The sequence below is a fragment of the bacterium genome (assembly GCA_039961635.1).
GTDB lineage: Bacteria > 4484-113 > 4484-113 > JAGGVC01 > JAGGVC01 > JABRWB01.
The window spans coordinates 32288-47275 of sequence record JABRWB010000001.1; the positions used below are offsets into that span (position 1 = coordinate 32288).

Annotated in this window: 12 protein-coding genes; 9 read left to right on the forward strand and 3 right to left on the reverse strand. The window is 56.7% G+C overall.

Annotated features, from left to right (window positions below; genetic code table 11):
• Nucleotides 1-3: 3 nt before the first annotated feature.
• Together HRF49_00145 and HRF49_00150 are read left to right on the forward strand one after the other, a co-directional pair.
• A complete protein-coding gene (locus tag HRF49_00145) occupies nucleotides 4-1212 on the forward strand; it encodes an ATP-binding protein (protein ID MEP0813060.1) in 1209 nt (402 codons plus the stop codon).
• A 30-nt stretch (nucleotides 1213-1242) separates the two neighbouring features.
• Nucleotides 1243-1764: a DUF664 domain-containing protein gene (locus HRF49_00150; protein MEP0813061.1), complete on the forward strand. Its 522-nt coding sequence runs from the start codon at nucleotides 1243-1245 to the stop codon at nucleotides 1762-1764.
• Nucleotides 1765-1844: 80 nt separating this feature from the next.
• Here the strand turns inward: HRF49_00150 and HRF49_00155 are convergent, their stop codons facing one another.
• On the reverse strand, nucleotides 1845-2558 hold the full coding sequence (locus tag HRF49_00155) for a DNA alkylation repair protein (GenBank protein MEP0813062.1): 714 nt from the start codon (nucleotides 2556-2558) through the stop codon (nucleotides 1845-1847).
• Between the two features lie 65 nt (nucleotides 2559-2623).
• A complete protein-coding gene (locus HRF49_00160) occupies nucleotides 2624-3622 on the reverse strand; it encodes a serine acetyltransferase (protein ID MEP0813063.1) in 999 nt (332 codons plus the stop codon).
• Nucleotides 3623-3780: 158 nt separating this feature from the next.
• Between HRF49_00160 and fsa the strand changes: the two genes are divergently transcribed.
• Genes fsa through HRF49_00175 form a run of 3 tightly spaced genes read left to right on the forward strand, consistent with a single transcriptional unit; the run spans nucleotide 3781 to nucleotide 7047 of the window.
• Nucleotides 3781-4434, forward strand: coding sequence for a fructose-6-phosphate aldolase (gene fsa / locus HRF49_00165; protein MEP0813064.1), 654 nt, complete (start codon nucleotides 3781-3783; stop codon nucleotides 4432-4434).
• On the forward strand, nucleotides 4435-5403 hold the full coding sequence (locus HRF49_00170; GenBank protein ID MEP0813065.1) for an HAD-IIA family hydrolase: 969 nt from the start codon (nucleotides 4435-4437) through the stop codon (nucleotides 5401-5403).
• 15 nt (nucleotides 5404-5418) lie between these two features.
• Nucleotides 5419-7047, forward strand: a complete 1629-nt coding sequence (locus HRF49_00175) for a CTP synthase (GenBank protein MEP0813066.1) — start codon at nucleotides 5419-5421, stop codon at nucleotides 7045-7047.
• A gap of 149 nt (nucleotides 7048-7196) precedes the next feature.
• Here HRF49_00175 and HRF49_00180 read toward each other — a convergent pair whose 3' ends face one another.
• Nucleotides 7197-8027: a CoB--CoM heterodisulfide reductase subunit B gene (locus HRF49_00180; GenBank protein MEP0813067.1), complete on the reverse strand. Its 831-nt coding sequence runs from the start codon at nucleotides 8025-8027 to the stop codon at nucleotides 7197-7199.
• 733 nt (nucleotides 8028-8760) lie between these two features.
• Here HRF49_00180 and fdnG point away from each other — a divergent pair.
• From fdnG to HRF49_00200, 4 genes are read left to right on the forward strand one after another with little or no spacing between them, the layout of a single operon-like run.
• Nucleotides 8761-11688 (forward strand): formate dehydrogenase-N subunit alpha, encoded by a 2928-nt coding sequence (gene fdnG, locus HRF49_00185; protein ID MEP0813068.1) that lies wholly within the window; start codon nucleotides 8761-8763, stop codon nucleotides 11686-11688.
• 52 nt (nucleotides 11689-11740) lie between these two features.
• The gene (locus tag HRF49_00190) at nucleotides 11741-12619 is read left to right on the forward strand and encodes a 4Fe-4S dicluster domain-containing protein (protein MEP0813069.1); all 879 of its coding nucleotides are present in this window, start codon (nucleotides 11741-11743) and stop codon (nucleotides 12617-12619) included.
• A complete protein-coding gene (gene hybB / locus HRF49_00195; GenBank protein MEP0813070.1) occupies nucleotides 12616-13914 on the forward strand; it encodes a Ni/Fe-hydrogenase cytochrome b subunit in 1299 nt (432 codons plus the stop codon). Before HRF49_00190 ends, hybB begins: the two co-directional genes overlap by 4 nt.
• Before the next feature lie 19 nt (nucleotides 13915-13933).
• A complete protein-coding gene (locus HRF49_00200; protein ID MEP0813071.1) occupies nucleotides 13934-14788 on the forward strand; it encodes a formate dehydrogenase accessory protein FdhE in 855 nt (284 codons plus the stop codon).
• Nucleotides 14789-14988: the final 200 nt, after the last annotated feature.

The following is a 14988-nucleotide window of genomic DNA, read 5'->3' on the forward strand; positions in this document are numbered from 1 at the left end:
AAAATGTCATTCCAAAACGACATATCCAGTCCTTTCACGCCAGGCCAGCCAGTGCAAGTAGACTATTTTGTCGGCCGGGAAAACGAGCTTAACAGGCTTTTTGCGAAAGTCGAACAATCGGCTACCGGTACGGTAAACGTGGAATTTCTATCTGGCGAACGTGGCATCGGAAAGACATCATTGGCAAGTTTTCTAAGGCACGTTTCCGAGCAGAATATAGGCGTCTTCGGTGTACATGTATTTCTGGGAGGAGTGTCCACGCTTGAAGAGATGGCGCGGCGGGTGATCGAGCAGCTTATTTTGGAAAGCCGCGAAAAGAGCTGGTTTGATTCAATTTTCAGCATGGTCAAGGAACATATTAGGGGCGTGGGGCTTTTCAATGTAAGCTTGGAATTCAGACCGCCAATTGAAGTTTTGCATTCAATGGTCAGCGGTTTTGCCGAATCCCTGCGCGGATTCAATAAAAAGCTGTCAAACAACGGAAAGGGCTTGCTTATCATATTGGACGATATTAACGGGCTGGCCAAATCACAGGAATTTGCGAACTGGTTCAAAAGCCTTGTGGACAGCATTGCGGTGTCAAGAGATCGATTACCGGTAACTTTTGTATTTGTTGGATATGATCAGAGAAGGCGCTCCCTAATTTCTTTGCAGCCGTCCTTGGCGCGCGTTTTCGATCCGATTGAGTTGGCACCATGGGATGATGCGCATACCGCGGACTTTTTTTCGAAGGCTTTCTCCAAGGCTTCGCTGGCGGTCAGCGACGATGCAATGAACCTCCTATGCTGGTACACAGGAGGGCTGCCGATGCTTGCACACGAAATCGGCGAGTCGGTTTTTATGCATAATACAGACGAAATTGTGGACAAGTTCGATGCGGCACGAGGAATAAAAAAGGCCGCGGAAATAGTTGGTGCAAAGTACCTTGAGCCTCAAGTTCTTGCTCCCATAAAAAGCGATAAGTATAAAGGTATACTCAAGAAGTTGGTAATGGTCCCGGGACGAGAATCGTTCGCGCGCGCCGATATTATGAATTTGTTGAATGACAGCGAACGTGCCGCCCTAGGGAAATTCCTTTCGAAAATGAAGGATCTGCAGATAATCACAGCAGAGCCGGAATTCGGACCCGGACACTACAAATTTACAAGCAGACTACATTATTTATACTTCAGAATAAAGTCCGAATTGGAAATGAAGAAAACCGATCGATAGATAAAAATGAATGCGACCATCAACACCGCGATGCTTTTCACGCTCGAGCGGCGGCAGCGGAGCCGGGAAGTCCTGCGCGGCCTTTTGCGGCGGCTGACGCACGACCAGATTACGCAATCTTTCGACTGGTGCGGATGCGAGACGATCGCGCTCACCTGCGTCCACGTCGTCGGATGCGAACTGCTCTGGGTGCAGGGCGTGCTGCGGGGCCGAGGCCAGAACGGCAAACCGGGTTTCCGCGGGCCGCACGGGATGGTTCCCGTCAAGCCAGGCTGGATTTACAGCCCCCAGAACGGATACGCCGGCGACCTCGAGCGCACCTGGGAGCTGCAGGACGCGCTGGCCGCCGATACGGCCAGGTACGCGGCCGAGACGGATCTTTGGGCCGATATCGAATGCTCGTTCCCGTGGCAGCCGGATGCGCGGGAAATCATGAAGCCGTGGCTGGTGCTCAACCATGTGTTTTCGCATGAATTCCACCACAAGGGCCAGATCGTCGGGATGGTCAGGGCGCTTGGGATAACCGACATCCCGGAGACGGATTTGGCGTGAGTATGGAAGTGCGGCAGCCTGCCGCCGCCGTATTTGGACACCGGCAAGCCGGTGCACTCCCATACAAATCGATAATTACACTATTTGCCCAAAATACGAATGCGCATTTTTTCCGGCAGCGTTCTAGCCCCTTCCCTTCTTGTAAGGCCGCTCGCCCTGTCGCCGACGCGCAAAAGAAAATCGCACACCTCCCGCGGATAGTGCTTGCAGCTTTCGCGTAGCGCCCAGCCGATAGCCTTGCGGATGAAAAACTCCTTTTCGAACAGCCGCTCCTCCCAGGTCGGCCAGCTGTATTCGTGATTGAGCATCCCGCGCCTGGCCGGAAGCGCGTGAATCAGAATCGCCGCCCTTCGCGTCCACATCCAATCGTCATCCGACCATTTGCGCACGACGCGGTAGACCGGCTCGCCCAGCCGCATCCCCATCGGGCCGAGCGCTGTGAAAGCCAGCGTGTCGAGAAGCGCCCATCCGTCACATAAGCTCGCCATCTCCTTTATCCACGGCAGGTCGCCAACCTCCAGTTCTCCCGCGATCCGGTCCAGGAGCGACAGCGCCGCGATGCGTTCGTCGAACCAGTCCGATGTCCAGAGCTCGCGGATGACAGGCTCAAGCTCCGCGCGCGGGATTGCGGGCTTTTTCGGAAATACCTCCCGAAGGATCGCGCGCTGCACGTCCGCCTTCAGCCCGTGAAATTTCAGCGGCGATTTGTGATACGCTTTCTGCGCCGCGGCGTCCGCGGGATCGCCCGCGGATTTCATCTTCCGATGCAACTCGGCTGTTCGTTTGTCGGACATTTGCATTGCAGGCGGACATAGTCCGCCGCCAATCACTGCCAGGAACGATGCGCGGCTCCGTTTTGCTAGCCGTCGCTTTCCCCGGCAACGCCGGCGGGCAGTCCGGTTTTGGGATCCACGACTTTGACTCTCACGGCCGCGGGATACACGATGCTTCCCGGCGGGACGTCCGTCGTCAACCGGACGTTCGCAGCGACGACCGAGCCCTTACCAATCCGGATTCGGCCCAGTACTGAAGTGTTCGAATAAATTACGACGTCGTCTTCCAATATGGGATGGCGCGGAACGCCTTTCACCGGAAATCCGCGCTCGTCCAGCTCGAAGTTCTTTACCCCCAGCGTCACGCCCTGGTATAGCCGGACGCGGTTGCCGATTATGCAGGTCGCGCCTATCACGACTCCGGTTCCGTGGTCTATGAAAAAGCTCTCGCCGATCTCGGCGGCCGGATGGATATCAATTCCTGTAATGTCGTGCGCGTACTCGGTCATGATCCGCGGAATCAGCGGCACGCCGAGCACCGCGAGCTCGTGCGCCATCCTGTAGTTCGTGACCGCGAACATCCCCGGATAGCAGAACACCGGCTCGTCGCGAATCGTCGTCGCCGGATCGTAATCGTAGCTGGCCTGCGCGTCCGTGGAAAGAATCCGTCGCACTTCGGGCAGCCGGTTGGCGAAAGCCACCACCATATCGCGCGAATCCGGGACGCACTTGCCGCAGGTTGCAAAGTCCTTTTCGCACTCGAAACAGAGCGCACGCATTACTTGCTCTTGCAAAAGGCGAAGAGCACGGTCGAGCGTCGTCAATACGTACGCGCGGATTGTGCGCTCTGTCAGCTGGCCGTATCCAAAATAACCGGGAAAGAGCACGCTTCGGAGCATCTCCACGCACTCGTGGACCGAGCTGCGGGAAGGCCGCGGATGGCCGCGGAAGTTCTTTCCCGCTGGATTGCCGGGCACGTCGCCCGGTGCGCAGACCGCCTCAAGTATCGCGTCGAAATCTATCCTGCCGTCTCCGAACTGCTCGCATGCCTCGTCCAGAATCGGCGTAATCTGTGGATCATTCATAAGCCGCCTCCCGTCCGGCCGGTATTCCCCAGCCATCGGCGGAAAAAGATTATCACAGAAATGCCGCATCGAGATTCCGGAATTAAATCCGCCGGACAACCGGCTTTGGTATAATGCCCCCGCCGGGCGGCGGTTTCCGGCTCAAAGGATGATGCGCGTTGAAGATTTTTCTGGATACGGCCAATATTGACGAGATCCGGCAGGGCGTGGAAATGGGCCTCGTGGACGGAATCACCACGAACCCCACGCTTGTCGCCAAGGAAAAAGTCAAATTCAAGGACCGGATAATCGAAATCTGCGAGATCGTGGACGGCCCGGTAAACGCGGAAGTAACCGGTCTGACGGCGGACGAAATGGTGAACGAAGCCCGCGAAATCAGCGAGTGGGCCAAGAACATCGTCGTCAAAATACCGATGACGCCCGAAGGAATGAAAGCCGTCCAGCGGTTGTCCAAACATGATATCGACACCAACGTGACCCTGATATTCAGCGTCAACCAGGCGCTGCTTGCCGCGAAGGCCGGGGCGAAGTACGTCAGCCCGTTCATAGGACGGCTTGACGACGCGGGCCAGGACGGAATGGCGCTGCTTGAAGAAATAATCACGGTTTTCCAGAATTACGGAATCGACCGCTGCGAAGTGCTCGCCGCCAGCCTCCGGCATCCGATTCACGTGAAGCAGGCTCTGATGTTGGGCGCGGATGTAGCAACCCTGCCCTACAAAGTGTTCGAGCAACTATTCAAACATCCGCTGACGGACATCGGACTCAAACGCTTCCTTGACGACTGGGAAAGCGTGAAGGGGCTCGTGTAAGTGACAGGCGCTCCGCGGACGCAGATTGCATCCGCGGGAGTTTCATCCCCGGACACGGCAGGCGGAATCAGAATTTCGCCAAGCGTCGATCAAAGAATACTTGCCGCCGCAATGGCGAAACTCAAGTTGATCGCGCTTGATTGCGACGGCGTGATCTGGGTCGGGGAATCGCCGCTGCCCGGTGCGAACGAACTTGTTTTATGGTGCCGAAAGAACGGGATTCGCGCGTGCGGCGTAACGAACAATTCGAGCCGCGGCAGGGCTAACCTGGGAGAAAAAGCCGCAAGGCTCGGAATTCCGATGTCGGCGGACGATTTCTACACGACGAATCATCTGGCCACCGAAATAGCAGCCAAGCGTTATCGCGGAAAGGACGTACTAGTCTTAGGAAGCGGCGACCTGCTCGAAGCAGTGCAGGAAGGCGGAGCCAATGCTGTTCCGGTGGTTCAGTCGCTTGAGGAACTGCGAAGCCGCGAGCTCGAGGAATACAAATACGATGCGCTGATAGTCGGGTACGACCGCGATCTTCGGTACGCAGGAATCTGTCATGCGGCTGTCGCGATTAAAAACGGCGCGGATTTCATTTCAACGAATTCGGATTTCGCCTTTCCCGTAGGAGGCATTTACCTTTGGCCCGGAAACGGCGCGATAGCGGACATGCTTTCTCGGATTACAGGCGTCAAGCCGGAAACCCACGGCAAGCCGGAGCCCGGACTTCTGCTGGCGGCGATGCGGGGCTGCGGAGCATTTCCAAACGAAACGCTGATGGTCGGCGACCGCGTTGAGACCGACATCGCCTGCGGCAAAAACGCCGGAGCGTGGACTTGCCTTGTGGGAACAGGAGTGCAAATGGCGGGCGGCAACGATCCGGAATGCGGGATTGAGCCGGATTTGTTCGCGCCGGACTTGCCATCTCTGCTGAATTGGCTTATTAAGGTGCGCGAGGAGGAAAGCCGCCGGAAAGCGTGATTCCGGCGGATTTGAATGTCCAAGTACATATTTGTAACGGGCGGCAACGTGTCCTCGATCGGCAAGGGCATCGCCAGCGCGTCAATAGGCACGATGCTGAAGGCGATGGGATACAAGGTTGCCGTGATGAAGATTGACCCGTACCTTAACGTGGACGCCGGAACGATGAATCCGCTGCAACACGGCGAGGTTTTCGTCACGCGCGACGGCGCGGAAACCGACCTCGATCTGGGACATTACGAGAGGTTCATCGACACCGAGCTTACGCGGCTTTCGAACGTTACGACCGGGCAGGTTTACAGCTCTGTAATCGCGTCCGAAAGGCGCGGCCAGGAGCACCTGGGAAGCACGATCCAGGTGATTCCGCACGTAACGGACGAGATCAAGCGCAGAATCAGGCTCGTCACCGCGCAGCACCGCGCGAACGTCGTGATAGTGGAAATCGGCGGCACGGTGGGCGACATCGAAAGCCTGCCGTTTCTGGAAGCAATCCGCCAGTTCCGAAACGAGGTGCGGCGCGGCGGCGAAAGCGCGATAAACATCCATGTCACGCTCATTCCTTACCTATTCCCAGGCGGGGAATTGAAAACAAAACTCACACAGCACAGCGTAAAAGAGCTCCGCAGCATCGGCATCCAGCCCGACATCATCATCTGCCGCACCCATCAACCGATGGACGAAGCGCTCAAAGCGAAAATCAGTCTTTTCTGCGACATAGAGCCGGAAGCGGTTATCCAAGGCTGCGACGCGGAAAGCATTTACGACGTTCCGCTGATGCTGAAAGACGAGAAGCTGGATCAGCTCGTCTGCAGCAAGCTGGGGCTTGGATTCAACGAACCTGACCTGACGAAATGGTGGAAGCTCCGTCACAACCGGACGCATCCAGTTGGGAAAGTCAAGATTGCGCTGGTCGGCAAATACGTGGCGTTGCAAGACGCATACCTATCAATCAACGAAAGCTTGAAGCATGGCGCATACAACAACTGCCAGGAGCTGGAAATAGAATATGTGAACGCCGAGCAGGTAACCCGCGAAAACGTCAAGAAAAAACTGGCAGGTTGCGACGGTTTGCTGATTCCGTACGGTTTCGGCAGCCGCGGGATGGACGGCAAGATCGAAGCCATTCGATACGCGCGGGAAACCGGAATGCCTTTCCTTGGAATATGCTTCGGGCTGCAATGCGCAGTAGTCGAGTTTGCCCGCAACGTGCTGAAACTTCCAGACGCGAATTCAACCGAATACAAACCCAAATGCAAGAATCCCGTTATCGCCAAGATGAGCGAGCAACTTAAGGTAAAAGACCTGGGCGGCACGATGCGCCTGGGAGATTACACCGCCGTGACGCGGCCCGGAACGCTGGCTTACAAGCTGTACGGCCGCGAAAGGATTGTGGAAAGGCACCGGCACCGCTGGGAAGTGAACAACGCTTACAGGGAAGCGCTGGAGAAGGCCGGAATGTCCATCAGCGCGCTGTCCCCGGACGGCAGCCTTGTGGAAATGATTGAGATTCCGTCGCATCCGTTCTTCATCGCAACCCAGGCGCATCCGGAGTTCAAAAGCAGGCCGACGCGTCCTCATCCGCTGTTCGACGGACTAATCAAGGCATGCGCAGCAAATTCCCTTCGCAAGCCCGTTAGGGATTAAGACTCAAAAGGAATCAGCCGAAAGCCGGCATCGGCGGCCAAGACAACATTTCCTCGCGGCCATACGGACTTCTGTGCGGAAATAAAAGCAAAGATATTTGCATTTCCAAATGGCGAGGAGCTTCCCGCTCTGTACGCGCCTGCAATCCATCACGCGCTGTACGACCGCAGGCTCTCGGGTTTAAGCCTGTGGCGGTCGAATCCCAAGGATTCATAGGGCGCTCCCTGCGCGTACGCGAGAAGCTGGAAGTAATAAACCGGCGGATTACTAAATTCCTCCCCGAACTTTTTTCCTATTTTCAGTTGTCCCGCATCGAACTGCGAAAAGCATGTGGGGCAAATCAAGCAAAGGATATCCGCGGCCGCCTCGTTCACTGTCGAAAGCAGATCGCGCATCATTTCGAGGGGAGGAGCCTCGTCCTGGCATGCCTTGCCGCAACACAGATACCAGTTCGAATGCCGAACCGGAGTCGCGCCTAGCGCGGCGACGCAATCCTCCAACACATGCGGATCGTTCGGATCGTCCACATTCATGATTTTGCTCGGTTTAAGAAGATGGCATCCGTAGTGGATCGCGACTCGCAGCCCGTCGAGGGGCCTTTTGACCGTGAGCTTCACCGCTTCCGGCCCCGCCTCGTCGCGAACGAGCGCAATCACGTGCCGAACGCGCGTAGTGCCGCGGTAAGTGCGTCCGATTTTGGCCAGCCTGGCGTTTACCTTTTCGCGCAACTCCGGGTTTTCCAGAAGGTGCCGCGCTTCGGACAACGTCGCGGTGCAGCCGCTGCAGTTTGTTGCAATATCCAATCCCAGCTCCTCCGCGAGCGAAAGGTTGCGCGCCGCGACCGACAGCCAAGCAAGCTTGTCCTTGGACTTGAAATAAATCGGGTCCGGGCAGCAAGACGCGCCGTGCATGTCCACCAGTTCGATGCCAAGCTCCGGCAGCGTTTTGCGGATTGCGGGATTGAAGGCTATTGTCGTCAACTGATTTATGAAGAGTTTGAAAGGCGGTTGATGGTTTGGTGGAGGAAGCTTGGGATATTAAGCTTAAGGCAGCTTGAGTCCAATTTGCCCAAATATTCGGCCCCCCGCAAACCTTATGATAGTTGCCGGTATTCGCGAATTTCAGTGATTCTGCCCCTGGACTTCCTTCTTTCAGCATTAACACTTTCTTCACAATGTGAACTGCCAATAAATGGCTTGGGGATGTATGTGAAATATTTCTTTATATTCCTTATTTTTCATCGAATGAAATTGGCTGAGTAAGCGGTTGCTTGTGACAAATGAAACATATGTTCACAATACGGCGATTTGGCGGCATCTGAAGTTGTCCGCTGGAGCCGCCAATTTATGAGCTTAATTCACCTGGTTCGTATTACGGTAAATCGTATATTAAATACTATTTTACTCGCATTTGGCCTTTACTTTCCCCACACAGAGTGAAGTTTGATACGTATTGCGCAAGCAAAGATCATGGGAAATACTTGACTTTTGAGGCTGTATGTGAAATAATCTATTTGGGGATTTGTAATCTCCTTCACTTGTTCATATTCATTTCGGGTATCGAGGACTGTCGTCCGAAGGGGGTGATCAGTTGAGCCTCGATCGTAGAAGATTCATCAAGTACTCCGGCTTGGGAGGGCTGCTTTGCGCGTTCGGATTCGATCTCGCAAAGACAAAGGCCTACGCCCAGGTCACGCCGGCCAAGTCCGGAAAGATGTCTACCACGATTTGCCCGTACTGCGGCGTGGGCTGCGGGGCGATCGTTTCGGAATCGGGCGGAAAGGTCATAAGCATCGAAGGCGATCCCGACCACCCGATCAATCTCGGAGCGCTTTGCAGCAAGGGAAGCGCGCTGTTCCAGGTGGCGAACAGCGACAGGCGGCTTAGCAAAGTAAAGTACCGCGCGCCCGGCGCGTCCAGCTGGGAGGAGAAGGACTGGGACTGGGCGATTGCAAAAATCGCCGAGAACATCAAAACAACCCGGGACGCCACATTCATCGCAACGGACGCGAAGGGCCAGGTGGTCAACCGAACCGAAGGTATCGCGTGCCTCGGCGGTGCAGCCCTGGACAACGAGGAATGCTACGCCTACAGCAAGTTCGCACGTTCGCTTGGTGTCGTGTACCTGGAACACCAGGCGCGCATATGACACTCCCCCACGGTGGCCAGTTTGGCCGCCACATTCGGAAGGGGAGCGATGACCCAGCACTGGATCGACATCGGCAACTCCGACTGCGTAATGGTAATCGGCTCAAACGCTGCGGCAAACCATCCGATTTCGTTCAAGTGGATCAACCGCGCCAAAGAAAAGGGCGCGAAGTTGATCTGCGTAGATCCGAGATACACGCGCACCGCATTCCAGGCGGACATCTACGCGCCGATGCGCTCCGGAACCGACATCGCGTTCATCGGCTCGATCATCAACTACGCGCTTGAGAATGACCTCATCCATCGCGAGTACGTGGTCCTCCACACGAACGCGAGCTTCCTGGTCAATCCCGAATTCGAATTCAAGGACGGGCTGTTCGGAGAGATCAAGGACGGCAAGTACACGAAGGAAAAGTGGGGGTTCCAGAAGGACGACGCAGGCATAATTAAAAAGGATCCTACGTTGCAGGATCCGAACTGCGTTTACCAACTCCTCAAACGGCACTTCGCGCGATACACATTCGACGCGGTATCCGCCGTTACCGGAACTCCGGCCGAAAAACTCAAAGAAGTGGCGGAAGCCTTCTGCGCCACCCACCTGCCAGACAAGGCCGGGACAATCCTTTACGCGATGGGCACGACGCAAAGCACGCACGGCGCGCAAAACATCCGCTCGTACTCGATCCTTCAAATTCTGCTCGGAAACATGGGCGTCGCAGGCGGCGGCATCAACGCGCTTCGCGGGGAGTCGAACGTCCAAGGCTCGACCGACCATGGCTTGCTTTCCACCAACCTGACCGGCTATTTGAAGTGCCCCGCGGCTGACAACACGGACTTGGCCGCGTACCTCGAAAAGTGGACGCCCAAAACAAAGGATCCGAAAAGCGCGAACTGGTGGAGCAACTATCCCAAGTACATAATCAGCCTGCTCAAGTCGTATTACGGCGAAAAGGCGGTTCCCGAAAACGACTACTGCTACCAGTACCTTCCAAAATCGGGAGGCGACTGCACCCACATAGCGCTGTTCGAGGCGATGGCCGAAGGCAAAATCAAAGGACTGATAACGCTTGGGCAGAATCCCGCGGTCGGCGGCCCGAACGCGCGCGTTGAGCGCGTTGCGCTCGACAAGCTGGATTGGCTGGTTGCCGTGGACCTTTGGGAAACAGAGACGGCATGCTTCTGGGATCGCAAATCGAAGGGACAGCCCAACAGCCCGGATCCTTCCGAAGTTCAAACGGAAGTATTTCTGCTTCCGGCAGCATCTTCGGTCGAGAAGGAAGGCAGCATAACCAACTCGGGAAGATGGGCGCAGTGGCGGTACGCCGCGGTTGACGCTCCCGGAGATGCAAAAAGCGATCTTTGGATTCTCAACCGCATAGTGCTGGAGCTTAAAAAGCTTTACGCAAAGGAAGGAGTTTTCCCGGAGCCGATCCGGAATCTAAACTGGAATTTCGGCGACGGCGAAGAGCCGGATCCTCATGCCGTCGCAAAGGAGATAAACGGTTACTTCCTGAAGGATTGTGATTTTCCCGACAAGAAGAAAAGCTTCAAGAAGGGCGACCTGGTTCCGGGATTCGCTTTTCTGAAAGACGACGGTTCCACTGCCTGCGGCAACTGGATTTACTGCGGAAGCTACACGAACGACGGAAACCAGATGGCTAGGCGGGAAGCTTCAAAACCGGAGGACGACCCCATCGGCCTAAATCCCAACTGGTCCTGGTGCTGGCCGGTCAACCGTCGGATCATCTACAATCGCGCCAGCTGCAACGCGAAAGGCGAGCCGTACGATCCGAAGCGCAAGGTGGTTTGGTTCGACTGGGCGGAGAACAAGTGGAAGGGCGACGTGCCCGACGGTCCATGGCCGCCTCTCGCGAAACAGGACGGCACTCCCAATCCCGAAGGCAAGTACTCTTTCATAATGGCCGCGGAAGGACATGCGTGCCTGTTCGCCGACCTTGCTGACGGGCCGCTTCCGGAGCATTACGAGCCCATCGAAAGCCCGGTGGAAAATATCTTCTCACCGCAGCAGAACAATCCCATCGTCAAGATATGGCGCCGGGAAGAAGTGGGCACTCCCGAAAACTACCCGATAGTCGCGACCACGTTCCGCAGCACCGAGCACTGGCAGGCGGGCGCTATGACGCGCAATCTGCCCTGGCTTGCGGAGCTCGTACCGGAGCCTTTCGTTATGATAAGCGAGGAGCTTGCAAGCGAAAAAGGCATCGCACACGGGGACGTGGTGACAATCAAATCCGCCAGGGCACCGGAAGGCATTACCATCCGGGCGCTCGTCACGAAGCGGCTAAGGCCGTTCAAGCTTAAGGAAAAGACCGTCCACCAAGTAGGCCTGATTTGGCACTTCGGATACACGGGCTATACCTGCGGCGCGAGCGCCAACGAGCTTACGCCCCATGTGGGCGACCCGAACTCGCAGATACCGGAATACAAGGCTTTCCTGTGCAGCATCGAGAAGGGGGGACAGCTATGCTGGTAGCGATTTCGCCCTTATCTGCGCCGCAATCGCGCCGAGCGAAAGGAGGTGCGCGATGAGTCGAGCATGTTTGGTTGACCTGACCGTTTGCATGGGCTGCCGCGGATGCCAGGTTGCATGCAAGCAATGGAACGACCTCCCTGCGGAAAAAACGAAATTCTTCGCCGGAACCGGCGGATATCAGAATCCGCCGCGCCTTTCGGCAAACACCTACACCCTGGTTGGATACACGGAGATATCCAAGGGCTCCGACCTCAAATGGGTGTTCGCGAAGCGCCAGTGTATGCACTGCCTGGAGCCGGCGTGCGTATCGGCCTGCCCCGTTGGCGCGCTTAAAAAAATGCCCGAAGGCCCGGTCGTTTACGAGCCGGAAAAGTGCATGGGCTGCCGATACTGCATGATGGCCTGTCCTTTCGGAGTTCCGACGTACGAATGGTCGAAGGCCGTCCCGTACATTAAGAAGTGCAAGTTCTGCGCGAATCGAATCGGCGGCGAATGGTTCGACGAAAACCTCAACGGCCGGGCGATGTCCGAAGAGGAAATCCTTCGGTACAAGCTTTGCCTCGGCCAACCAATCTGCATAAAAACATGCAGCAGCGGCGCTCTGAAATTCGGAGATCGAGACGAGTTGATCGCGGAAGCCAGAAGCAGGATTGCCGCCAATCCATCAAAGTACATCAACCACATTTACGGCGAGCGTGAGGCCGGCGGCACGAGCTGGATGTACATTTCCGGCGTTCCGTTCGGAGATCTCGGATTTCCAGAAAACGTCGGCGAGCGCCCGTATCCGTCCTACACGGAGACCGCCCTCGAATCGGTTCCCGTGCTGGTCGCCGGCGGCGGCGCGGTGCTGGCCGGGATTTACTGGGTAGTTCAGAGGCGCATAGCCGCCAAGCATAGAAACGGGGACGCCAGAAAGGGGGAATCGGCATGAACGCGGAAAAGTACGAATCCGTAAACCGCGGCTACATTACGAAGGGAACCATGCTCTTGATGGTTCTCATGGGGCTTGGACTTTTGTCCGCCGTTTACCGTTTCGCCGCGGGTCTGGGTGCCGCGACGAATCTTACGGACGATCATCCTTGGGGAATCTGGATCGCTTTCGACGTCCTCTGCGGAGTCGCGCTGGCGGCCGGCGGTTTTACGACAGCGGCTGTGGCATATCTTTTCGGCGGCGAAAAATACCATGCCCTCGTGCGGCCCGCGGTGTTGACCGCGCTGTTGGGCTACGTGTTCGTCGCGATCGCGCTTTTGGCGGACCTGGGGCTTCCGTGGAACATCTGGCACCCGATCATATACTGGCCGGAGCACTCCGCGATGTTCGAGGTGGCGTGGTGCGTAATGCTATATCTGTCCGTGCTGGTGCTTGAGTTCGCTCCGCCCGTATTCGAAAAATTCGGATGGAAGGCTGCGCACTCGCTTTGGGCCAAGCTGGTTCCGGTATACACGGTGCTGGCTTTGTCCTTTTTCACCTACATAATGTCGCACAGCGTGATTTGGACTGCGATCGCACTCGTTGTATTGACGGCGATCGCTATCGCGCTGCCCGCGGCGGCGACGTCAAGACCGGGAACACCCGTGATTTTGATAATAGCGGGCGTTCTTTTCTCCACCGCGCACCAGTCATCGCTTGGCACGTTGTTCCTTCTTATGCAGGACAGGCTTTCCAAGCTTTGGTGGTCGCCCATGCTTCCGGTGAATTTCTTCCTCACGGCCGTAGCAGTCGGCTTCGCGATGGTCATTTTCGAGGGAACGCTCGCCGCGAAGGCATTCGGAAGGCCGGTGGAAAAGGAGCCTCTTGCGGGACTGGGCAGAATGTGCGCCTGGGTACTATGGATTTACCTGGTCGTCCGGATTATCGACGCAACAATGCAGGGCGGAGTCGCGGCCGACTTGCTTTCCGCAAAAGGGCTCCTGTTCTTCCTCGAGCTGCTTGCCGGAGTGCTTATTCCGGCAATAATGCTTTCGAGCGAAGTTACGCGCAAAAGCACCTGGCTGTTGTTCACTGCAGCCTCGCTCGTTATTTTCGGCGTGATTTTCAACCGGTTCAACGTGGTACTGGGCGGAATGGGCCTTCCCGCGGGAGCGGTCCGAGGAGGCTATTTCCCCAGCCTCATGGAGATACTGATCACGGCCGGAATCATCGCCGCGGTGATTTTCTTTTACAACATCGCGGTCAAGACTTTCCCCGTGTTCGAGCGGATCGAGCCGGAAGGAAAGAAGCAGTAGCATCGGAGCGCGATAAAGCATGTCTGACGAGGATGCAGCGCTTGCAGGCAAATATCACGCCGCTCTTGCCGGGCTTGTCGAAAAGCTCGAAGCGCTGGCGGGACTGGAGTACGTCGCTGACGATTACGTCGCGTTCAGGATCGCGGTCGCGCGAGCGCAGGCCGATGTGCTTGAAAAGCTCCGCGGCCGCGATCCGCCTTCGATCGATATAGAATTGGTTGCAGAGTACTTCGATGCGATCCGGTCTGCGTCCAACGCCTGCGGAGGGGAGAGTGCGGAATTGCGCAAAATCGCAAAGGCTGCCGCGCAGGATCGCTCGTTGCTTGAGGATGCTGCCGCGCGCGGAATTATCGGCGCGGAAGATGGATTAATCGCTCGTCTCGCGGAAAAAATCGGAATTCCGGAACCCGCTCTCGCATTTGTCGCACATCTTTTGGCCTCCCCGTTTGCGGTCGCAATGGTTCCCAACGGCAAGGCTGCATCCGCGGGAAGATGCCCTCGTTGCGGTTCCGGCCCCGCGCTGGCAAAGCTGCGTCGGGGGGACGGCAAGCGCGTTCTATATTGCTCGCTATGCGGAGCGGACTGGGAGCATCCGCGGCTCGTCTGCCCGGATTGCGGCAACGACGATCCAGCTGCGTTGAAAGTGCTTTTCGTATCAAGGGAAAGCCCGCGGTTCGCCGAGAGCTGCGCAAAGTGCGAGCTCTACATTAAGACGATCGACGAAAGGCGGCTTCCGGAAGGCGAAACCGTTCTGCCGTTCGTCGAGGAAACAGCCACGCTTTATCTTGACCTGCTTGCCGAAAAGGAAGGACTTAGGCGCAACCAACCTCTCGCCGCGGCTTTTCCCGCGCGGCATGTATCGGGAGGGGAGTGACATGACGCGCATCTCCGGCGCCATTATTGCAGGAGGACTGGGATTCAGGATGGGCGGCGTCCGCAGACGGGCCGCTTATTTTGTCTTCCGTTATGTTCAGTTGTACATATCGACGCGATGTGCGAAGTCGAATCGGCGCCTGCGGAAAACCTGCGCTCCGCGATTGACATTTGGACGCGGGCGGGCGCGCGGCATGTTGA